Raw genomic sequence first — 19,488 nt, forward strand, 5'->3', positions numbered from 1 at the left:
GCATGCCCTCACTCGGCGGCGGCGCGGGGCGCCGCGCGGCGGAAATCGTCGGGGAAATGGGTGAGGCTCGACATCACCGGATAGGGGATGAAGCCGCCGAGCGCGCACAGCGAGCCGAACTTCATCGTCTCGCAGAGATCCGTCAGCGTCTCGAAAGTCTTCTCGTCGGCCTTGCCGGCGAGGATCGTCTCGACCAGCTCGCGCCCGCGCACCGTGCCGATGCGGCAGGGGGTGCACTTGCCGCAGCTCTCGGCCTGACCGAACTCGAAGGCGAAGCGCGCCTGCTCGGCCATGTCGACGCTGTCGTCGAAGACGGTGATGCCGCCGTGGCCGATCAGCCCGCCCGCCGCGTGGAAGGCCTCGTAGTCGTAGGGCGTATCGAACAGCGACGGCGGGAAATAGGCCCCGAGCGGCCCGCCGCACTGCACCGCCCTGACCGGCCGGCCGGTTGCGGTGCCGCCGCCGATGGTTTCCACGATGTCGCCGAGCGTGATGCCGAACGCCGTCTCGTAGAGGCCGCCGTATTTCACGTTGCCGGCGATCTGGATCGGCATCGTGCCGAGCGAACGGCCCATGCCGAAATCGGCGTAGGTCTTCGCGCTTTCGGCGAGGATGAAGGGCACCGTGGCGAGCGACAGCAGGTTGTTGACCACCGTCGGCTTGCCGAAGAGGCCGGCGATCGCCGGCAGCGGCGGCTTGGCCCGGACGATGCCGCGCTTGCCCTCGAGGCTCTCCATCAGCGCCGTCTCTTCGCCGCAGACATAGGCCCCGGCGCCGACGCGCAGCTCGAGATCGAAGGCGAAGCCCGAACCTTCGACGTTCGCGCCGAGATGCCCCGCCGCCTTGGCGATCTCGATCGCCCGGGCGAAGGTGGCGTTGGCGTGGGGGTATTCCGAGCGCGAGTAGACGTAGCCCTTGGTGGCGCCGACGGCGAAACCGGCGATGATCATGCCCTCGATCAGGGCGAAGGGGTCGCCTTCCATGATCATCCGGTCGGCGAAGGTGCCGCTGTCACCCTCGTCGGCATTGCAGATGACGTATTTCTGCGCCGCCGGCGTCGCCGCCACCGTCTTCCACTTGACGCCCGTCGGGAAACCCGCGCCGCCGCGGCCGCGCAGGCCCGAGGCGATCATCTCGTCGACGGTGGCCGGAGCCCCGAGCGAGATCGCCCGCGCCAGACCCTTCCAACCGCCGTGCGACGTGTAGTCGGCGAGGCTCAGGGGATCGACGAGGCCGCACCGGGCGAAGGTCAGCCGCGTCTGGCCGGCGAACCACGGGTGCTCGTCGGTCTTGCCGATCGACGACGGATGTGTGGCGCCGGCGAGGAAGTCGGCATCGAACAGCGACGCGACGTCCGCCGCGCGGATCTCGCGATAGCCGACGCGCCCGGCGGCCGTCTCGACCTCGACGAGCGGCTCCAGGAAGAAGGCGCCGCGCGATCCGGTCCGCACGATCTCGATCGAATGACCGCGCTTCGCCGCTTCCCGAGCGATCGCATCGGCGACGCGGTTCGCGCCGGCGGCGATCGCCGCCACGTCCTTGGGAACGAAGATCCGGCTCATCGCGCCACCTCCTCGACGATCTCGCGGACCGCATCCGTATCGAGCCGAGCGACCGGCTCGCCGTCGACCAGCGCCGCCGGTCCGGTGGCGCAGAGCCCGAGGCAGAAGACCGGTTCGAGCGTCACCCGGCCGTCGGCCGAGGTGCCGTGCCAGTCGAGGCCGAGCAGCCGGCGGAACGCCGCCTCGACGTCACGCCCGCCGCGCGCCTGACAGGCTTCGGCGCGGCACACCTTGATGACGTGCCGCCCGGCGGGGGCGCGGCGGAAGTCGTGATAGAAGGTGACGACGCCGTGCATCTCGGCGCGGCTGACGTTGAGCCGCTCGGCCACCAGTGGCACGGCGGCCTCGGGCACGCAGCCGAACTCGTCCTGCAACGCGTGCAGGATCGGCAGCGCCGGCCCTTCGAGGCCGAGATGGGCGTCGATGATCTCGCCCGCCCGCGCCGCGTCCCATTTCGTCGTGCCCGGTATCGCCGCCATCCCTGGATCCTGCTCGTTCAATCGGTTCGTAGATGACCGGTGTTCGATCGGTGATCAATATCGAAAAACGGTGTTGCGATCGCAAATTCAAATCATCTCATGCGTGTTCCGTGCTTCCGCCGCGGCATCTGCCAGCCCGCTTTCCCGCCGCCCCGCCTACCCGCCGCTCAGGCGATGTCGGTGAGTGTCGGCGCCAGCCGCCGCGCTTCGGCGATCAGGGCGCGGATCAGCGGCGGCTCGAGGTCGCGTGCGGTGGTGACGAGCCCGATGGTGTGGGTGATCTGCGGCTCGACGATCGGGATCGCGACGATACCGGCCGAGGCGAGGCCGAGCGCCTCGGCGAGGATGCGCGGCATCACCGAACACCAGCGCCCGGTCCGCACGTGCGCCGCGAGCACCATGATCGAGTTGGATTCGAGTTTGGCTTCCGGCGTGACGCCGGCATCGGCGAAGGCGTGATCGATGATCCGCCGATTCTGCATGTCGGGCGTCAACAGGCAGAGCGGGATCGAGGCGAGCTCCTTCCAGGTCACCGTCCGTCGCGTCCCGAACGGCCGGTCGGCCGAGGTGACGAGGTGATAGCGTTCGCGGTAGAGCGGCGTCGCGGTGACGCGGCCGAGCCGTTCGTTGTCGAGATAGGTGAGGCAGGCGTCGGTCTCGAGGTTCTCGAGGTCTCGCAGTGCCTCGACCGAGTTGCGCGAGAACACCGAGAGCTGCACCTGCGGCCAGCGTTCGGAGAAGGCGGTGGTGAGCCTCGACACCATCGGTAGCGCCGTCGGGATGACCGCGATCCTGAGATGGCCGGTGAGCCCCTTCTTCATCGTGTCGAGATCCGCCCGCATGGCCCGCGCATCGCCGACGATCCGTCGCGCCCAGTCGAGGGTGCGCTCGCCTTCGGCGGTGAAGCCGATGAAGCGCGAACCGCGGTCGACCAGCGGTGCGCCGACGATGTCCTCGAGCTGGCGGATCGCCGCGGAGAAGGCCGGCTGCGAAATGCCGCAGGCCTGTGCCGCCCGGCCGAAATGCTTTTCGCGCGCCAACGCCAACAGGTATTCGAGCTTGTCGATCATCCGAAATCTCCGGCCCGGCGGTCTCCGCGGCCGACGCACTCTAATGCGGTTCCGTCGCCGCGCGCATCGACCGCGATGAAAGTCATGATCGCCTCCTAAACGGTTTGGAAACCCTTTGGATACGATTCTGGGTCCAGAACATCGGTAAAACCGACGAGATTCCTGCCGTGACCGCGCCTTTCGCGATCCGGCGATGCGGGGGAAGTCCTCATGCTTTCGAAATTCGTGCCGCGCTTCGGCTCTTCGATGACCGCGACGGTGACCATCAGCGGCTTCGTCGCGGTGCTCTTCGTCACGCTCGCGCTCGCCGGGGCCTCGTGGATGGTGCTCGTCGACTATGTCGCCGACGGCGCGGCGCGTCGCCAGGACGCCAACATCCGCGCCGCCGCCACCATCCTCGAGCGTGACCATCCCGGCACCAGGATCGAGTGGAACGCCGACGGCCGGCCGCGCATCGTCATGGGCGATATCCCCGCCGCCATCTCCGATCATTCGACCATCGACGCGGTGAGCCGCGTCACCGGCGACACCACGACGCTCTTCGGCTTCGACGAGGCGACCGGCGAGTTCGTTCGCCGCACCACCAACGTCAAGAAGGCCGACGGGTCGCGTGCCGTCGGGACCGTCCTCGGCAAGAACGGCAAGGTCCATCCGATCGTGTCGCGCGGCGAGACCTTCACCGGCACCGTCGACATCCTCGGCATTCCCTACGTGACCACCTACACGCCGGTGTTCTCGCCGGCCGGCAAGGTGATCGGCATCGTCTATTCCGGCGTCAAGAAGTCGGTGGTCGACGCGGTGATCGGCTCGTGGACGCGGTCCATCGCCATCACCGGCGGTCTGGTCCTCTTCTTGGCGAGCTCCGCGCTCTTCTTCTTCGGACGTCGCATCACCCGTCCGCTGGTCGATCTCGCTGGCGCGCTCGACCGCGTGTCGCGCGGCGATCTCGGGACCGAGATGCCCCATCGCGATCGTGGCGACGAGGTCGGCGCCGTGGCGCGCGCCGCCGAGACGCTGCGCCGGGCGGCCGGCGAGCGCGAGGCTCTCGCGGCCACCCAGAACCGCGAGCACGGGGAGCGCGCCGCCGAGCAGCGTCGCATCGCCGCCGCCATCGCCGCCTTCCGCTCGTCCATCGCCGGTACGCTGAAGGCTCTCGACGCCGATGTCGGCACCATGTCGGCGACCGCCACCGACTTGACCCGTCTCGCCGACGAGGCGACCGGCCGCGCCGAGAGCGCCGCCCGCGCCACCGGCGAGGCGTCCTCCGGCGCCGCCTCCGTCGCAGCCGCCGTCGACGAACTCGCCGGTTCGGTCACCGAGATCGACCGCCGCGCCACCGCCGCCACCGGCGCGGTCGAAACGGCGCGCCGGGCCGCGGAAGAGTCGAACGCCCGCATCGCCAGTCTGGCGGAGGCCTCCGGCCGCATCGGCGCGGTGCTCGATCTCATCCGCGACATCGCCGAACAGACCAATCTCCTCGCCCTCAACGCCACCATCGAGGCGGCGCGTGCCGGCGAAGCCGGTCGCGGCTTCGCCGTCGTCGCCTCCGAAGTCAAGACGCTCGCCGGCCAGACCGCCAAGGCGACCGACGAGATCGCCGAACAGATCGGCTCGATCCGCACCGAGGTCGAAGGCGCCGTCTCGGCGATCTCCGCGATCGTCGGCCGCATCGGCGAGGCGTCGTCCTACACCGAGGCGATCGCCGCCGCGGTCAATCTCCAGACCACCGCGACCGGCGACATCTCGCACGCCGCCCGCTCGGCGGCCGAAGGCGCATCGCGCGCCGCCGAGGACGTCAGCGGCGTCAACACCGTCGCCGAGCGCACCGATCGCGCCGCCGAACGCGTCGCGGCGCTCGCCGCCGATCTGACCAACCGGTCGAAGGGCCTCGGCGCCGAAGTCGAGCGCTTCCTCGGCGCCGTCGCCGCCTGATCCCCGACCGGCGCCCCAGGGGCGCCGGTCGACGCTCTCATCCCCTCCGACCGATCACGGCGAGGTGCTCCGGCGCCTCGCCGAACGCGTTCAACCGGCGATAGCGCGGCGCGTCCTCCGGCACTTCCGCCACCTCCGCCGCCCAGGTGAGGTGATAGGGCACGTGGAAGCCCCAGTAGCCGGCGGCGAGTGCCGGCAGGATGTCCGACTTCGCCGAATTGCCGATCATCACCGCTTCGCCCTCGCCGGCGCCGAGCCGGCCGAAGATGCGGGCGTAGGTCTCCGGCGTCTTCTCCGAGACGATCTCGACGCTGTGGAACATGTCGCCGAGGCCGGAGCGGGCGAGCTTCTGTTCCTGATCGAGCAGGTCGCCCTTGGTGATCACCACCAGCCGATGGCCGCGTGCCCGGAGCGCCTCGAGCGTCTCGGCGACGCCGGGCAGCGGCTCGACCGGATGTTCGAGCATCTCGTGGCCGAGGCTCAGGATCTCCTGGATCACCTTCGCCGGCAGGCCCTCGTCGGTGACCGCCACCGCCGTCTCGATCATCGACAGGGTGAAGCCCTTGATGCCGTAGCCGTAGAGCCGGAGGTTCTTGCGCTCGGTGGCGATCAGCCGCTCGGTGAGATGATCCGACGCCGCGTGATTGCCGAGCAGCTCGATGAAGCGCTCGATCGTCAGTTGGAAGATCGTCTCGTTGTGCCAGAGCGTGTCGTCGGCATCGATCCCGAGGACGGGCAGGGTCATGGGGCGTGTCTCCTCGGCTGCCATCATCCTCCTCTCCAATGACGTTGCATAGGCCGCCTCGCGGGCGTGCCGCGCGTCGCCGCACCTCCTGCCGTGTCGGATCCGCTCTTTCCTGCGACCGCTCCGCCGCCTATCGGTGGGTGAGATCAACCGATGGATCCGCCATGACCGACATCGATCCCACCGCCGCCTATCCCGTCACCCCGCGCAACCGGGTCAAGCGCCTGCACGAGCGCGGCACCTACGACCGCGCTTCGGTCTGGGCGGTGCTCGACGCTTCGATGCTCTGCCACGTCGCCTATGCGATCGACGGCCAGCCCTATGCGACGCCGACCATCCACTGGCGCGACGGCGACACGCTGTTCTGGCACGGCTCCTCGGCGAGCCGCATGCTGCGCCATCTGGCGAAGGGCGCGCCCGCCTGCCTGACGGTGTCGCATCTCGACCGTCTCATCCTCGCCCGCTGCGGTTTCAACCATTCGGTCGACTATCGCTCCGCCATGTGCTTCGGTACGGCGCGGATCGTCGACGATATCGAGGAGAAGCGCACCGCCCTCGACCGCATGATCGATCGCTACTATCCCGGCCGCGCCGCCTCCCTGCGCACCGCGACGGCCCAGGAGATCAAGGCGACGACGGTGATCTCGATGGTGATCGAGGAGGCCTCCGCCAAGGTCCGAGCCAAGGGCGTCGGCGACGAGCCGGAGGACCTCGATCTGCCGATCTGGGCCGGGGTGATCCCGCTCCACACGGTGATCGGCGAGGCGGAGGTCTCGCCCCACGTCCCCGCCGGCGTCGACCGCCCCGCCGACCTCGCCGCCTACCGCCCGGGCCGTTCCCTCGGCGAGGTCTTCGCCGAGACCCAGGCCATCTACGAAGGCGAGTGAGAGACGACCCGACGTGCAGGGGCCGACATCGGCCCGATCTGGCGCCCCTGATCGTTGAGGTCCGAGATCGTCGAAGACCTCTCCTCCTCGTCATTGCCGGGCTCGACCCGGCAACCCAGCGGCGTCGCCGGCCGGGAATGCCCCATGGGTCGCCGGGTCGAGCCCGGCGATGACGGGGGAGGGGAACCGCGAGGGACACGTCGAGCGCCGTCGTCGTCGATCCGCCGATCCCCGCGACCTCGCGCCGATCCCGCATCCCCCCTTCCCCCGCCCTCCATCCCGTTGCATCCTCCCCCGGACGACCGATCGAGAGGGCGACTGGCGCATGCGATCCCGACGTTTCAAGGCGATCCACGCCGGCGAGACCCATGTCTTCACCGGCCTCGCGACGCTGCTGGCGCAAGCCTCGCCGCGCCGTTCCGGCGACGAACTCGCCGGCCTCGCCGCAGACAGCGACACCCGCCGCGTCGCCGCCCGCATGGCGCTCGCCGACCTGCCGCTGAAGTGCTTCCTGGAAGACGTCGTCGTCCCCTACGACGCCGACGAGGTCACCCGCCTCATCGTCGACACCCACGACGAAGCGGCCTTCACACCCGTCGCCACGATGACCGTCGGCGAGTTCCGCGAGTGGCTGCTCTCCGACGCCGCCGACGGCGCGACGCTGGCGAAGCTCGCCCCCGGCCTCACCCCCGAGATGGTCGCCGCCGTCTCGAAACTCTGCCGCAACGGCGATCTCGTCGCCATCGCCGCCAAAGTGCGGGTGACGACCGCCTTCCGCTCGACCATCGGGCTCCCCGGCCGCCTCGCCGCCCGCCTGCAGCCCAACCACCCGACCGACGACCCGGCGGCGATCGCCGCCGCCACCCTCGACGGCCTCGTCTACGGCATGGGCGACGCCGTCATCGGCATCAACCCGGCGACCGACAATGTCGAGAGTTGCGTCTCGCTGCTCACGATGCTCGACGACATCCGCACCCGCTTCGACATCCCGACCCAGTCTTGCGTGCTCGCCCACGTCACCACCTCGATCGCCGCGATCGAGAAGCGCGCGCCGCTCGATCTGGTCTTCCAGTCGATCGCCGGGACGGAGGCCGCGAATGCCGGCTTCGGCGTGACGTTGTCGATCCTGAAGGAGGCTCAGGACGCGGCGCTGTCGCTGAAGCGCGGCACGGTCGGATCGAACGTCATGTATTTCGAGACGGGGCAGGGCGCGGCGCTCTCCGCCGATGCCCATCACGGCGTCGATCAGCAGACCATCGAGGCCCGCGCCCATGCGGTCGCCCGCGCCTTCTCGCCGCTGCTGGTCAACACCGTGGTCGGCTTCATCGGTCCCGAATATCTCTACGACGCCAAGGAGATCACCCGCGCCGGCCTGGAAGACCACTTCTGCGGCAAGCTCCTCGGCGTGCCGATGGGCGTCGACGTCTGCTACACCAACCACGCCGAAGCCGATCAGGACGACATGGACGTGCTGGCGCTCACGCTCGCCAATGCCGGCGTGAACTTCCTCATCGCCGTGCCCGGCGCCGACGACATCATGCTCAACTACCAGAGCCTGTCGCACCACGACGTCGTCCGCCTGCGCCACCTGCTCGGCCTGAGGCCGGCGCCCGAATTCGAGGCATGGCTGGCGCGCATGGGCCTGCTCGACGCCGCCGGCCGACTGCCGGCGCTTGCGCCCGATCCCTCCACCGCCCGCCGGCTGTTGGCGATCGGAGGTGCGGCATGAGCCACGATGCCGACACCTGGGAAAAGCTCCGCCGCCTCACCCGCGCCCGCATCGGCCTCGGCCGCGCCGGCGACGGGCTGCCGACCAAGGCGTTGCTCGACTTCCAGATGGCCCATGCGAAGGCGCGTGACGCGGTTCACGGCGCCGCCGACTTCGATCGGATCGCCGTCGATCTCGCCCCCCGCGAGGTGATCCGCCTCGCCTCCGCCGTCCCCGATCGGCCGACCTATCTGCGCCGCCCCGACCTCGGCCGGCGTCTCGCCGACGGCGAAGCGGAGAAACTCCCCGCCGGCCCGTGCGACGTCGTCTTCGTCATCGCCGACGGCCTCTCGGCAGCGGCGGTCGACGCCAACGCGGTGGCGACGCTGGAAGCCACCGCCCGCCGCCTCGAAGGGCTTTCGATCGGCCCGGTGGTGCTGGCGCGGGAAGCCCGCGTCGCCCTCGGTGACGTCGTCGGCGCTGCGATGAACGCGGCGGTCGTGGCGGTGCTGATCGGCGAGCGTCCCGGCCTCACCGCCGCCGACAGTCTCGGCGTCTACCTGACCTTCCACCCGGTCCCCGGCCGCAAGGACGCGGAGCGCAATTGCCTCTCCAACATCCACGCCCACGGCATGAGCCCGGACGAGGCCGGCCACAAACTCGCCTGGCTGATCCGCGAGGCGCTGCGGCTGAAGTCGACCGGGGTGGGTTTGAAGGAGGCGGCGCCGAAGTTCGCCGTGGGCGAGAGCGGAGCGGGACCGCGTATCGCCTGACGCCATCCCGTCATCGATCACGTCGCCGTCGCCTCTCGACCCGACGATTCGGAGAGCTCTGCGTCGGACGCAGGGGTGCCGCACCGTAGCGGCTGCGATCCCCCCTCCGCCGGGAAAATCTCTCCTCCTCACCAGCGAAAACCGCACCGACGGGAAATATCTCCTTCGATCCGCGCCTCCGTACGATTCCAGACGTCGACGCGTGGAGAACCGTCGTCGATCCGGATCATTCAGAGATTTCAGTGTCATGCGCAGCCGGCGATATCGTGCCGAGGAGATCTGCGCTCTCCGCATGGCGAACATCTTGTTCGATTGCTCGAGAAGTGGCCATCTGGCGCCGCTTCGGGCAGCCGAGCCGGTCGTCGCGACCCCCGGCGCCCCGCACGACGTTCGCCGTCCCGCCATCCTGCCGGTCCGCCGGCCGAATGGTGCGACGGATCCGAGGAGTAGACCGATGCATGCTTTCCGCTCGCTGGCTCTCGCCGGCACCGCCTTCGCCGTCGCCGCCGTCTTCGCCGGCCCGTCCGTTCCCGTCGCCCGCGCCGCCGACGAGGTCAAGATCGCCGTGGTCGGCCCGATGACCGGCTCGCTCGCCACGATCGGCGAACAGCAGAAGCGCGGCGCCGAAGCCGCCGCGGCGGTCATCAACGCCGCCGGCGGCATCAAGGGCAAGAAGGTGCGCATCGTCGTCGAGGACGACCAGTGCGACCCGAAACAGGCGGTGACGGTGGCCAACCGCATCGTCGGCAATCAGATCGGTTTCGTCGCCGGCCACGCCTGCTCCGGCGCCTCGATCGCCGCCTCGGACGTCTACAACGAGAACGGCATCCTGATGGCGACCCCGGCCTCGTCCAATCCGGCGCTGACCGAGAAGGGCTATCCGACCATCCTGCGCCTCTACGTCCGCGACGACGCGCAGGGGTCCTACATCGGTCACTGGATCGCCAAGACCTATGCCGGCAAGAAGCTGGCGGTGATCCACGACAAGTCCGCCTACGGCAAGGGGCTCGCCACCATCGCCGAGAAGACCGCGGCGGAAGACGGCCTGAAAGCCGTTCTCACCGAGGGCCTGAACCCGGGCGAGAAGGACTACATGGCGGTGGTCGGCAAGCTGAAGGCCGCCGGCGCCGACGTCGTCTATTTCGGCGGCTACCACACCGAGGCCGGTCTCATCCGCCGTCAGGCCGCCGATCTCGGCTACAAGTTCGATCTCGTCATGGGCGACAGCCTGGCGACGCCGGAGTACTGGACCATCGCCGGCCCGGCCGGTGAGAACACCTGGTTCACCTTCCCGGCCGATCCGCGCCGCTCGCCCACCGCCGCCGCCGCGGTCGAGGAGTTCAAGAAGCAGAAGTTCGAGCCGGAAGGCTTCACCCTGTTCTCCTATGCCGTGGTGCAGGCGGTCGCCGCCGGCATCGAGCGCGCCGGCTCCGAGAGCCCGGCCAAGGTCGCCGCGGCGCTGAAGGACGGCAAGCCCTTCGAGACCGTCGTCGGCGCCATCGCCCTCGACAAGAAGGGCGACATCCTCGAGCCGCGCTTCGACATCAACAAGTGGCACGAAGGCAAATACGCCCCGATCGACCTCACCAAGTGATCCGTCCGATCCGGTACGACACGCGACGGCCCGGTGGGAGCGATCCCGCCGGGCCGTCGCCGTTCCGCGTCGCGGGATTTCCATTTCTGCGCCGATGTCGTTAGAGCATGTGCCGATCGGGTCGCGCCGAGCCGATCGAAAAGAACTGCTCCGCCGGAGAACGGGAGCGCTTCACGACAGGACGGGAAGGATCGATCGATGAGCGACGTCGTCGTCAAGGACTCCAACGGCAACCGCCTCGCCGACGGCGACAGCGTCACCGTGATCAAGGACCTCAAGGTCAAGGGCACCTCGGTGACGCTGAAGCGCGGCACCACCCTCAAGAACATCCGCCTCACCGACGACCCCGACCTGATCGAGTGCAACGCCGAAAAGGTGAAGGGCCTGGTGCTGCGCACCGAGTTCCTCAAGAAGGCCTGATCGAGGATGAGCGGGAAGAGCGGAACGACGAACAAAGTGGATCTTGAGGAGACGACTCCGCGACTCGCGATCAAAGGCCCCGGGCGAGCGCATTTCGAAAACGCAATCGTCGCAGTCGGGGAGGGCATTTCATTCGATCGGAGGTAGAGTCAAAATGGCGCAGCACGCGAAGATTCGATCCTTTACGAATTGATTCGGCATGAAGACTCAACGCCTAAGAGATCCCGTCCACGGCCTGATCACCTTTCGAGGCAACGAACCGCTGGATCAGTTGGCTTGGCGATTGATCGACACTCCGGAGTTCCAGCGGCTCCGCCGGATCAAGCAATTGGGCGTTTCTGAATTCGTCTATCCTGGGGCGACCCATACTAGATTTTCGCATTCGATCGGAGTTTTTGAGGTCGCTCGCCGGCTGACGGAGATCATCCGCCGGGAGATCAAGGAAATCGATGATGAGTTTGACGAAAAACGTGCAAAAGTCGCGATGATCGCCGCTCTTCTTCACGACATCGGCCACGGACCTTTCAGCCATACGTTCGAAAGAGTTCAAAGAAGGCGCGGGGCCGATCGGCATCATGAACAGTGGAGCGCAGCGATCATTCGAAATCCGAAAGGGAGCATCTTTCGGGAATTGGAAGCACACGATCCGGGGTTGGCGGGCGATGTCGCCGACCTTCTGGTTCTCGAAAACCCGAAGGACATCTACCACGCGATCGTCTCTAGTTCCTTCGATGCGGATCGGTTGGACTATTTGCGCCGGGATCGTCAGATGACCGGGACGGGCGATGGCGCGATCGATTTCGACTGGTTGCTCGAGCATGTGAGAGTCCGCAGGATCGATCTCGAAGCGCCCGATGGGATCGGCGACCCCGATTCGGTAAAGGTTCCGACGTTCTGTATCGCCTTGAAAGCGTTGCCGGCCGCCGAGCAGTTTCTGATGGCTCGTTACACGCTGCACCAACAGGTCTATTTCCACAAAGCAACGCGAAGCATGGAGACGATGATCGCCGAAGTGCTGCGTCTCGTCTCGGAGGCTGCCGTTGACGGGGGCGACGCTCGAAGCGTGACCGGCCTTGAGGAAGATCATCCGTTGATCGTCTTCTTCCGCGCGGCGGTACCGTCCGTCGAGGAATATATCAGACTGGACGATATGGTCGTCTTCGGGGCACTTGAGCGGATGGAGCGGGCGGGAAGCGAGAGGATCGCGAAACTCGCCGTTCGCCTGCGCCGGCGCAATCTGTATAAGGCGCTAGACAGCCGCGACTTCGCCTCCGATTCGGCTTGGCAGAGGTCGGGTGCCAAGAAGGTGGAACATTGGATCAAGGAAAATGGAATCGATGCCTTCCACGATCCGGACGTGAGCGTCACTATCTACAACGAAGTCGGCGGGAAAGAGGAGAGCGCACACAAGAAGCTCCGCATCCTCGCCGCGGACGGGAAGAGAGCACATGAGATAACCGACATGTCGAGCTATCTCAGCCGCGTCGGAACCGAGCCAGGCAGGGAAACGCATAACCGAACGTTAACCAGATTCTACTTTGCTGAGTCCGGTGATCGCGATGCTGCGAGAAAGCTCGGGGAGAGGAAATTATGACCGACCTGTTCGACCCCTCCATCTATGAGCTTCGCGACGACGATCTGGCGGGCGAGTACAACGTTTGTAATATTTTGGAAGTAGCCGGGGGCTCTCTGTCGGGCCGCGTTCGCCTACAGAAGACCGTATTCCTCCTCGGCAAGCTTCGCGGGACGCCTTACTTTCCGTATGCCTATCATCATTATGGGCCTTATTCGGCCGAATTGGCAGAAGCGGTCGACGTAGCGACGATTTTCGGCATGGTTTCCGAATCTGTGGAACACCGCGATTCGGACGGTGCGAGGTACAGTCGATACGAACTGGTTTCGAAGCCGCGAATTGGTGTGGACGGTTTTCTGAAGACGCCCTCAGCGGTGTCTGCTCTTTCGGCGATCGAAAAGGCCGGCTCGACGGTTCTCGAACTGGCTGCTACGGCTTACTGGTTGAAGTACGACGAGGGGCAGGCGGACTGGCGAACCGAAATCGTCCGTCGGAAGGGCGTCAAGACCGAAGGTGGTCGCCTCGAGAAGGCGATCGAACTTCTCCGAGAAATCGGTTTGGGCCGAGACATGGCGCCGGCATGAAATCCGAAAGCGAGATTCGATACCCGCAATGTCGTGTCATCGACATCTCGTGAATGGTCCTGTTCCGTGACCGACGCCCTCCGCTTCTCCGTCGCGCCGATGATGGATTGGACCGATCGGCACTGCCGGGTCTTCCATCGTCATCTGACCAAGCGCGCCGCGCTGTTCACCGAGATGGTCACCGCCCCGGCGGTGATCCACGGCGACCGGGACCGCCTGCTCGGCTTCTCGGACGTCGAACACCCGGTCGTCTGCCAGCTCGGCGGCTCCGATCCGGCGCAGCTCGCCGAAAGCGCCCGCATCGTCGAGGGTTACGGCTACGACCGCATCGATCTCAACTGCGGCTGTCCCTCCGACCGCGTCCAGTCCGGGAGCTTCGGCGCCTGCCTGATGGCCGAGCCGGACCTCGTCGCCGAATGCGTTGCGGCGATGAAGCGGGCGGTGGCGATCCCGATCTCGGTGAAGTGCCGCATCGGCATCGACGAGGCCGATCCGCGCGTCATGCTGCCGACCTTCGTCGAGAAGATCGTCGGGGCGAACGTCGACAGCCTGACGGTGCACGCCCGCAAGGCGTGGCTGCAGGGGCTGTCGCCGAAGGAGAACCGCTCCGTCCCGCCGCTCGACTACGGTCTCGTCTACGATGTGAAGCGCGCCCACCCGCACCTGCACGTGGCGATCAACGGCGGTATCCGCAGCCTCGACGAGGCCGAGGCCCTGCTCGCGCCGCAACCCGACGGCGTGACCCTCGACGGCGTCATGCTCGGCCGTGCCGCCTACGAGACGCCGGACCTTCTCGCCGCCGTCGATCGCCGCATTTTCGGCGACACGGCCCCCGACGCCGATCCCTTCGCCGTGGTCGCGGCGATGGAGCCCTACATCGCCGAGGTGCTGGCCGGCGGCGGCAAACTGTCCCACGTCACCCGCCACATGCTCGGCCTCTTCGCCGGCCGCCCCGGCGCCCGCGCCTGGCGGCGTATCCTGACGGTGCGCTCGGTCCAGCCCGGCGCCGGCCTCGAAGTGCTGCGCGAAGCGCTGGCCGCCGTCAGCCGGCCGCCGCGCGAGACGGCGCAGCACCCGGCCGCCTGAGACGCCGTCGGCTCGTGGAGCAGCGACGTCTCAGAACCGCCGCCGCCGGCCGTGCCCCGCCTCCCAGGCGCGTTTGCGCGCCGGCAATTCGTCGATGATCCGCGCTCGCGTCGCGTTGTCGAAACGCGCCCAGTCGGCGATCTCCTCGATGCGGCGGAAGCAGCCGAGGCAGATCTTGTCGATCGGGTGCAGCTGGCACTTCTTCAGACACGGCGATCGGATCGGTGCATCGTCGGGATCGGTCATCGGGGATCGTCGGGTTCGGGACGGGACGGGAACGAGTGATACCATCGACCATTGAAAATGACCGATGGAATTCCTGACGCGAATTTCTCCTGCCCCGGATGCGAATGCGAAATTCGCGTTCCTCCAAAGGCCGGGTGCGTCAGCACCTCCGGCCTTTGGTATGACGAGTGGTGCGCGCCGGCGCGACCGTCCAGGTCGCCGATCGCCACATCGCAGCGGCGTCGCGCCTCATGCCAGGAGCCCGATCATCGCTGCGATCTCGGCGACGATGGTTCCTGCGCCGACGACGTCGCCGGTGAAGCCGCCGATCCGCGCGCGCGCCGAGAGGCCGAGCCCGGCGACGGCCGCGATCGCGACCACGATCGCCGGAACGATGCTCGCGCCGGCGACCGGTGCCATCGTCAGGACGACGATCGCCACGGCACCGGCCACCGCGATACCGAAGGCCGTCGGCTCCGGTCGGCCGGCGGCGCGGCCGAGCCCGTCGGTGCGCGCCGGATCGAGCGCCACCATCAGCCCGAGCGGCGCGACCCGCGCCAGCACGGCGACGCCGAGGACGACGAGCCCGGCGCCGAGGCCGTCGTACCGGTCGATCGCTTCGGCGAGAAGGCTCGCCCGCAGGACGAACTGGATGGCGAGCGCCACGCCGGCGAAGGCGCCGATGCGGCTGTCCTTCATGATCTCCAGCCGCCGTTCGGCGGTGAAACCCCCGCCGAAGCCGTCGGCGACGTCGCCGAACCCGTCTTCGTGGAAGGCCCCGGTGAGATAGGCGAGGATGGCGAGGGTCAGCGCGGCGACGGCGAGCGAGGGCAGGGCGCTCGGCGCCGACGCCGCCAGCAACGCCGCCGGACCGGCGGCGATGGCGAGGCCGGCGAAGGGCAGCATGCGGATGGCGCGTCCGAACGGCGGTGGCGCGGCCGGATCGTCGGCGGCGCCGAGGCGCGGCAGCGGCAGACGCGAATAGAACCGCACCATGGCGGCGAAATCGGCGAGGAGTCCGGCGAGCCCCGCAGCCGGGTCGGCTGGCGAAGGCGGGGCCGGGCTCTGCGGCTCGTTCCGCGATGCGGCGTCTCCCGTCGGCTGCGCGTCGTCGTTCACCGCCTCGCCCCGTTCCTCAGGCGATCGCGCCGCACCTCGTGCACCGCGCCGCCGCTCCGTCGGCTCGCTCGCGATCCGCGGAGACCGCGTCGTCCGTCCGTCTCCCTTGCCGCGCCGCGGCGAGGGGTATAGAGGGCGGCGATCCGAACGTCTCCGAGGCTCGACATGTCCGCCACTCCCTTCGACGACTTCCGCGATCTCGTCAATCTCGTCCCCGGTCCGGACGAAGCGGCGGTCGCCGCCTTCCGCGCCCGCGACGCCCAGCTGACCAAGATCCCCGGCTCGCTCGGCCGCCTCGAGGAGATCGTCGAACTGCTCGCCGCCGTGACCGGCAAGGCGCCGCCGAAGGTCGAGAAGCCGCTGGTCGCCGTCTTCGCCGCCAACCACGGCATCACCGCCAAGGGCGTCTCGGCCTATCCGTCCGAGGTGACCAAGCAGATGGTGGCCAACTATGCCGTCGGCGGCGCGGCGATCAATCAGATCTGCATGGTGAGCGACATCGGCCTCAAGGTCTTCGAACTCGCCCTCGACTTCCCCACCCCGGACATCTCCGAGACCGACGCGTTCGACGAGGCCGGCTGCGCCGCCACCATGGCCTTCGGCATGGAGGCGCTCGCCGGCGGCACCGATCTGCTCTGCCTCGGCGAGATGGGCATCGGCAACACGGCGGTCGCCTCGGCGCTCTACCTCGCCCTCTTCGGCGGCACGGCGGAAGACTGGGTCGGCCCCGGCACCGGCGTCGCCGGCGCAGCGCTCGCCAACAAGGCGAAAGTGGTGGCCGAGGCGGTCGCCCGCATCGCCGGTGAGACCGATCCCTTCCAGATCCTGCGCCGCATCGGCGGTCGCGAGATCGCCGCGATGGTCGGCGCCATCCTCGGCGCGCGCCATCAGAAGGTGCCGGTGGTGGTCGACGGCTTCGTCACCTCCGCCGCCGCGGCGGTGGTCCATGCACTCAACCCGGCGGCGATCGACCACTGCATCTTCGCCCACGTCTCGGCCGAGCCGGCGCACCGCCGCGCCCTCGCCGCGATGGGCAAGACGCCGCTCCTCGATCTCGGCATGCGTCTCGGCGAGGGCACGGGGGCCGCGGTCGCCGCCTCGATCATCCGCGCCGCCGCCGCCACCCATGCCGGCATGGCGACCTTCGCCGAAGCCGGGGTGAGCGACAAGGACGGCTGAGCGAGCCAATTCCGTCGGATATCGAAAATGCCCGATGGTGGTCTCGAGGCGAATGCCTCGTGCCTCCGAGGCGAAGGAAAAGCTCGCATGTCGGCGGAGGCGGGCGCGTCGGTACCCCCGGCCTTCGGTCTCAGATCAGGTCGGAGAGCGCGTCGATCGAGGTGATCGCCCGTTCGATGCGGACGATGAGCGGAGGTCGGCCGGCGTGGTCGCGGTGCGTCGCGGCGATCGATCGGAGCAGCGTCCGCAACACGTCGATCGCGTCGCAGCGGGTCGGGCAGGGCGTCGGCCCGCACTTGCCGCAGCGCTGGAGCAGATGGCGAGCATAGGCGTCGATGGCCTCGTCCGAGGCGCCGAGGTCGATCAACTCGGCGACCACCGCCGTGACCCGCGCATCGTCGGCATCGTAGCTCCGGCCGGGGCGGCTCGGCTCCGACCGCAGGAGACCGATGTCTTCGATCCGATGCACCAGATCGAGATCGACACGGCAACTGGCCGCCAGCGCCTCCGGTGAGGCGAAGTGTGGCACGTCCTCGAGCTTGATCGAAAAAATCAGGCACAGGAGGTCGAGCATTTCGTGTCGCGTATGACGAATCATCGGCCACTCCGCCACAGCTGTGTACGGGAGTTGTTCGCTTTCATGGCCGAGAGCGACGCGGTGTCACCGCAATGATGACGCGGTGACGAGCCTTCATCGCGGTCGAATGTGATGCGATCGAACAAGAAGAAACGCGATTCCCGATTGAAACTATTCGCCATCATAGAGCATCGGCGTCGTTGGCGCCAACGGTTACGATACAGATATTTCTGGAAATTGGTCGAATACGCCGAAGTCGCGATGGGGCCGGAGCTTCAGCCCCTCCCCATCTGCCGCCGCATGGTGCCGAGCACCGAGCCGGTGGCGCCGGCGGCGGAGATGTCGGTGATGCCGCGCCGCCGCGGCCGCTCGTCGATCCGCGGCATCACCTCGAGCACCCGCGACTGCGGCACGGTGAACATCACCTCGGTGCCCTCGCGCAATTTCGAGGTGAGAGCGAAGGTGCCGCCGTGCATCTGCACCAGCGCCTGGACGATGGAGAGGCCGAGGCCGGTGCCCTGTTCGGCCGACTTGATGGCGATCGAGCCCTGGCCGAAGCGGGAGAGCACGATCGGGATCTCGTCCTCCGGAATGCCGGGGCCGGTGTCGCGCACCGAGACGTACTGGCCGCCGCCGGCGGTCCAGCCGACCTTCACCGTGATGGTGCCGCCGGTCGGGGTGAACTTCACCGCGTTGGAGAGGAGATTGAGCGTCACTTGCCGCACGGCGCGCTCGTCGGCCCAGATCTTCGGCAGATTGTCCTCGTACTGCTCGACGATGGTCAGCCCCTTGTTGCGGGCGCGCAGCCCCATCATGTGGGCGCAGTCCTCGACGATGTAGGGCAGCGTCACCGATTCCTCGTTGAGCGTGTAGCGCCCCGCCTCGATGCGGCTGATGTCGAGGATCTCGTTGATCAGCTCGAGGAGATGCCGGCCACTGTCGTGGATGTCGGCGACGTAGCCTTTGTAGATGTCGTTGCCGAGCGGCCCCATCAACTCGTTCTGCATCACCTCGGAGAAGCCGAGGATGGCGTTGAGCGGTGTCCTGAGCTCGTGGCTCATGGTCGCCAGGAACCGGCTCTTGGCGTAGTTCGCCTCTTCGGCCTTGCGCCGGCTCTCGTCGGAGATCGAATTGGCCTGCTCGAGTTCGGCGATCAGACTGTCCTTCTCGGCGCGCGCTTCGATCTCGGTGAGAGAGGCGCGGAACAGGCGGTAGCCGAGGACGATGAAGAAGGCCTGGGTGGTCAGCGCCATGGTGGCGAAGACGACCTGATAGGACGGCGTCGGCAGGAACACCACCTCGGGACGGGCCATGAAGCCGAGCGCGGTGGTGACGGTGATCGGGAAGGTCGCCGCGAACATCGCCGCTTGGAGGTTCGACGCCAGCATGGCGCAGACCGCGACGACGATCAGCATCGCCGAGAAGCGGAAGACGTCGGCGACGATCGTCGCGTCCGCCGGCAGAATGAAGAGGATCGCCCAGGTGAGCCCGAACAGGCCGTCGAGCGCCGCGAAGCGCCGCCGCCAACTCGCCAGCGACACGTCCTTGCGGTCGAGCTTGAGGAAATCGCGGGCGAAATAGAGCGTCGTCAGATGCGCCGCGATGACGAAGAAGGCCCAGGCGCCGATCAGCACCTTGTCGGTCCAGAAGTGACCGACGAGAGCGATGAAGGCGACGAGCCCGGAAACCCAGACGGTCGAGGCGAGGCGCAGCCGCGCGTGCTCGACCATCAGCTCCCAGTCGAAGGCGGGCTTGACGTCGGTGTCCGAATCCAGCCGCTCGCGCACGTCTCTGACGGCGCGCGTCACCTGCCGACGACGCTCGGCGCGCTCGGAATTGATCGCCGTCTTGACGACGCTGTCGCTGGCGGGACCCGCCGTGCTCACGCCCGTTCCTCGTCCGCTGCAAAATCGGGTGTTGCGATGCGACGAAGGCTAAGGGCGAATGCTTAATGAACCGCTTCGAGAGTCGGTTC

At 67.9% G+C, this 19,488-nt stretch carries 18 protein-coding genes; 10 read left to right on the forward strand and 8 right to left on the reverse strand.

Annotated elements, in window-relative coordinates; all coding sequences use genetic code 11:
- Positions 1–8 precede the first annotated feature (8 nt).
- The 3 genes from V7Q42_RS14680 to V7Q42_RS14690 all read right to left on the reverse strand — a co-directional run bounded on the left by V7Q42_RS14680 (position 9) and on the right by V7Q42_RS14690 (position 3,111).
- The gene (locus V7Q42_RS14680; protein WP_333824839.1) at positions 9–1,562 is read right to left on the reverse strand and encodes a formate dehydrogenase beta subunit; all 1,554 of its coding nucleotides are present in this window, start codon (positions 1,560–1,562) and stop codon (positions 9–11) included.
- Complete coding sequence (locus tag V7Q42_RS14685) at positions 1,559–2,041, reverse strand: formate dehydrogenase subunit gamma (RefSeq protein WP_333824840.1); 483 nt, start codon at positions 2,039–2,041, stop codon at positions 1,559–1,561. The genes V7Q42_RS14680 and V7Q42_RS14685 overlap by 4 nt, the downstream gene beginning before the upstream one ends.
- A gap of 167 nt (positions 2,042–2,208) precedes the next feature.
- A complete protein-coding gene (locus V7Q42_RS14690; RefSeq protein ID WP_333824841.1) occupies positions 2,209–3,111 on the reverse strand; it encodes a LysR family transcriptional regulator in 903 nt (300 codons plus the stop codon).
- Positions 3,112–3,321: 210 nt separating this feature from the next.
- Between V7Q42_RS14690 and V7Q42_RS14695 the strand changes: the two genes are divergently transcribed.
- Positions 3,322–5,043: a methyl-accepting chemotaxis protein gene (locus tag V7Q42_RS14695; protein ID WP_333824842.1), complete on the forward strand. Its 1,722-nt coding sequence runs from the start codon at positions 3,322–3,324 to the stop codon at positions 5,041–5,043.
- 37 nt (positions 5,044–5,080) lie between these two features.
- On the opposite strand, the gene V7Q42_RS14700 is transcribed toward V7Q42_RS14695, so the two are convergent.
- Positions 5,081–5,788: an HAD family hydrolase gene (locus V7Q42_RS14700; protein ID WP_333824843.1), complete on the reverse strand. Its 708-nt coding sequence runs from the start codon at positions 5,786–5,788 to the stop codon at positions 5,081–5,083.
- A 164-nt stretch (positions 5,789–5,952) separates the two neighbouring features.
- Here V7Q42_RS14700 and V7Q42_RS14705 point away from each other — a divergent pair, with 164 nt between their 5' ends.
- The 8 genes from V7Q42_RS14705 to dusA all read left to right on the forward strand — a co-directional run bounded on the left by V7Q42_RS14705 (position 5,953) and on the right by dusA (position 14,413).
- Positions 5,953–6,675: a pyridoxamine 5'-phosphate oxidase family protein gene (locus V7Q42_RS14705; RefSeq protein WP_333824844.1), complete on the forward strand. Its 723-nt coding sequence runs from the start codon at positions 5,953–5,955 to the stop codon at positions 6,673–6,675.
- Between the two features lie 325 nt (positions 6,676–7,000).
- Positions 7,001–8,404: an ethanolamine ammonia-lyase subunit EutB gene (locus tag V7Q42_RS14710; RefSeq protein WP_333824845.1), complete on the forward strand. Its 1,404-nt coding sequence runs from the start codon at positions 7,001–7,003 to the stop codon at positions 8,402–8,404.
- The gene (gene eutC, locus V7Q42_RS14715) at positions 8,401–9,156 is read left to right on the forward strand and encodes an ethanolamine ammonia-lyase subunit EutC (protein ID WP_333824846.1); all 756 of its coding nucleotides are present in this window, start codon (positions 8,401–8,403) and stop codon (positions 9,154–9,156) included. The genes V7Q42_RS14710 and eutC overlap by 4 nt, the downstream gene beginning before the upstream one ends.
- A 454-nt stretch (positions 9,157–9,610) precedes the next feature.
- Complete coding sequence (locus V7Q42_RS14720; protein ID WP_333824847.1) at positions 9,611–10,750, forward strand: branched-chain amino acid ABC transporter substrate-binding protein; 1,140 nt, start codon at positions 9,611–9,613, stop codon at positions 10,748–10,750.
- Positions 10,751–10,948: 198 nt separating this feature from the next.
- Positions 10,949–11,170: an alkylphosphonate utilization protein gene (locus V7Q42_RS14725; protein ID WP_333824848.1), complete on the forward strand. Its 222-nt coding sequence runs from the start codon at positions 10,949–10,951 to the stop codon at positions 11,168–11,170.
- A gap of 199 nt (positions 11,171–11,369) precedes the next feature.
- The gene (locus tag V7Q42_RS14730) at positions 11,370–12,764 is read left to right on the forward strand and encodes an HD domain-containing protein (protein ID WP_333824849.1); all 1,395 of its coding nucleotides are present in this window, start codon (positions 11,370–11,372) and stop codon (positions 12,762–12,764) included.
- Entirely contained in the window at positions 12,761–13,327 is a 567-nt protein-coding gene (locus V7Q42_RS14735; RefSeq protein ID WP_333824850.1) for a hypothetical protein, read from the forward strand. The genes V7Q42_RS14730 and V7Q42_RS14735 overlap by 4 nt, the downstream gene beginning before the upstream one ends.
- A 66-nt stretch (positions 13,328–13,393) precedes the next feature.
- Positions 13,394–14,413 (forward strand): tRNA dihydrouridine(20/20a) synthase DusA, encoded by a 1,020-nt coding sequence (gene dusA, locus V7Q42_RS14740; protein ID WP_333824851.1) that lies wholly within the window; start codon positions 13,394–13,396, stop codon positions 14,411–14,413.
- A gap of 30 nt (positions 14,414–14,443) precedes the next feature.
- Here dusA and V7Q42_RS14745 read toward each other — a convergent pair whose 3' ends face one another.
- Complete coding sequence (locus V7Q42_RS14745) at positions 14,444–14,659, reverse strand: DUF1289 domain-containing protein (RefSeq protein WP_333824852.1); 216 nt, start codon at positions 14,657–14,659, stop codon at positions 14,444–14,446.
- Positions 14,660–14,887: 228 nt separating this feature from the next.
- On the reverse strand, positions 14,888–15,634 hold the full coding sequence (locus tag V7Q42_RS14750) for an adenosylcobinamide-GDP ribazoletransferase (RefSeq protein WP_333824853.1): 747 nt from the start codon (positions 15,632–15,634) through the stop codon (positions 14,888–14,890).
- 288 nt (positions 15,635–15,922) lie between these two features.
- On the opposite strand from V7Q42_RS14750, the gene cobT reads away from it, so the two are divergent.
- Complete coding sequence (gene cobT, locus V7Q42_RS14755) at positions 15,923–16,936, forward strand: nicotinate-nucleotide--dimethylbenzimidazole phosphoribosyltransferase (RefSeq protein WP_333824854.1); 1,014 nt, start codon at positions 15,923–15,925, stop codon at positions 16,934–16,936.
- Between the two features lie 130 nt (positions 16,937–17,066).
- Here cobT and V7Q42_RS14760 read toward each other — a convergent pair whose 3' ends face one another.
- Positions 17,067–17,510, reverse strand: coding sequence for a hypothetical protein (locus V7Q42_RS14760; protein ID WP_333824855.1), 444 nt, complete (start codon positions 17,508–17,510; stop codon positions 17,067–17,069).
- Between the two features lie 278 nt (positions 17,511–17,788).
- Positions 17,789–19,399: a HAMP domain-containing sensor histidine kinase gene (locus V7Q42_RS14765; RefSeq protein WP_333824856.1), complete on the reverse strand. Its 1,611-nt coding sequence runs from the start codon at positions 19,397–19,399 to the stop codon at positions 17,789–17,791.
- Positions 19,400–19,488 lie beyond the last annotated feature (89 nt).

Origin of the sequence: Pinisolibacter sp., assembly GCF_036782435.1 — a bacterium.
Lineage (GTDB): Bacteria > Pseudomonadota > Alphaproteobacteria > Rhizobiales > Ancalomicrobiaceae > CALBKH01.

What these genes read in the sequence shown, in the direction of transcription:
- V7Q42_RS14735 (WP_333824850.1), top strand. Translation starts at nt 12,761, where the DNA reads ATGACCGACCTGTTCGACCCCTCCATCTATGAGCTTCGCGACGACGAT.
- V7Q42_RS14680 (WP_333824839.1), bottom strand. Translation starts at nt 1,562, where the DNA reads ATGAGCCGGATCTTCGTTCCCAAGGACGTGGCGGCGATCGCCGCCGGC.
- V7Q42_RS14705 (WP_333824844.1), top strand. Translation starts at nt 5,953, where the DNA reads ATGACCGACATCGATCCCACCGCCGCCTATCCCGTCACCCCGCGCAAC.
- V7Q42_RS14685 (WP_333824840.1), bottom strand. Translation starts at nt 2,041, where the DNA reads ATGGCGGCGATACCGGGCACGACGAAATGGGACGCGGCGCGGGCGGGC.
- eutC (WP_333824846.1), top strand. Translation starts at nt 8,401, where the DNA reads ATGAGCCACGATGCCGACACCTGGGAAAAGCTCCGCCGCCTCACCCGC.
- V7Q42_RS14745 (WP_333824852.1), bottom strand. Translation starts at nt 14,659, where the DNA reads ATGACCGATCCCGACGATGCACCGATCCGATCGCCGTGTCTGAAGAAG.
- V7Q42_RS14720 (WP_333824847.1), top strand. Translation starts at nt 9,611, where the DNA reads ATGCATGCTTTCCGCTCGCTGGCTCTCGCCGGCACCGCCTTCGCCGTC.
- V7Q42_RS14730 (WP_333824849.1), top strand. Translation starts at nt 11,370, where the DNA reads ATGAAGACTCAACGCCTAAGAGATCCCGTCCACGGCCTGATCACCTTT.
- V7Q42_RS14695 (WP_333824842.1), top strand. Translation starts at nt 3,322, where the DNA reads ATGCTTTCGAAATTCGTGCCGCGCTTCGGCTCTTCGATGACCGCGACG.
- V7Q42_RS14710 (WP_333824845.1), top strand. Translation starts at nt 7,001, where the DNA reads ATGCGATCCCGACGTTTCAAGGCGATCCACGCCGGCGAGACCCATGTC.
- V7Q42_RS14700 (WP_333824843.1), bottom strand. Translation starts at nt 5,788, where the DNA reads ATGACCCTGCCCGTCCTCGGGATCGATGCCGACGACACGCTCTGGCAC.
- V7Q42_RS14760 (WP_333824855.1), bottom strand. Translation starts at nt 17,510, where the DNA reads ATGCTCGACCTCCTGTGCCTGATTTTTTCGATCAAGCTCGAGGACGTG.
- V7Q42_RS14725 (WP_333824848.1), top strand. Translation starts at nt 10,949, where the DNA reads ATGAGCGACGTCGTCGTCAAGGACTCCAACGGCAACCGCCTCGCCGAC.
- V7Q42_RS14690 (WP_333824841.1), bottom strand. Translation starts at nt 3,111, where the DNA reads ATGATCGACAAGCTCGAATACCTGTTGGCGTTGGCGCGCGAAAAGCAT.
- cobT (WP_333824854.1), top strand. Translation starts at nt 15,923, where the DNA reads ATGTCCGCCACTCCCTTCGACGACTTCCGCGATCTCGTCAATCTCGTC.
- V7Q42_RS14750 (WP_333824853.1), bottom strand. Translation starts at nt 15,634, where the DNA reads ATGGTGCGGTTCTATTCGCGTCTGCCGCTGCCGCGCCTCGGCGCCGCC.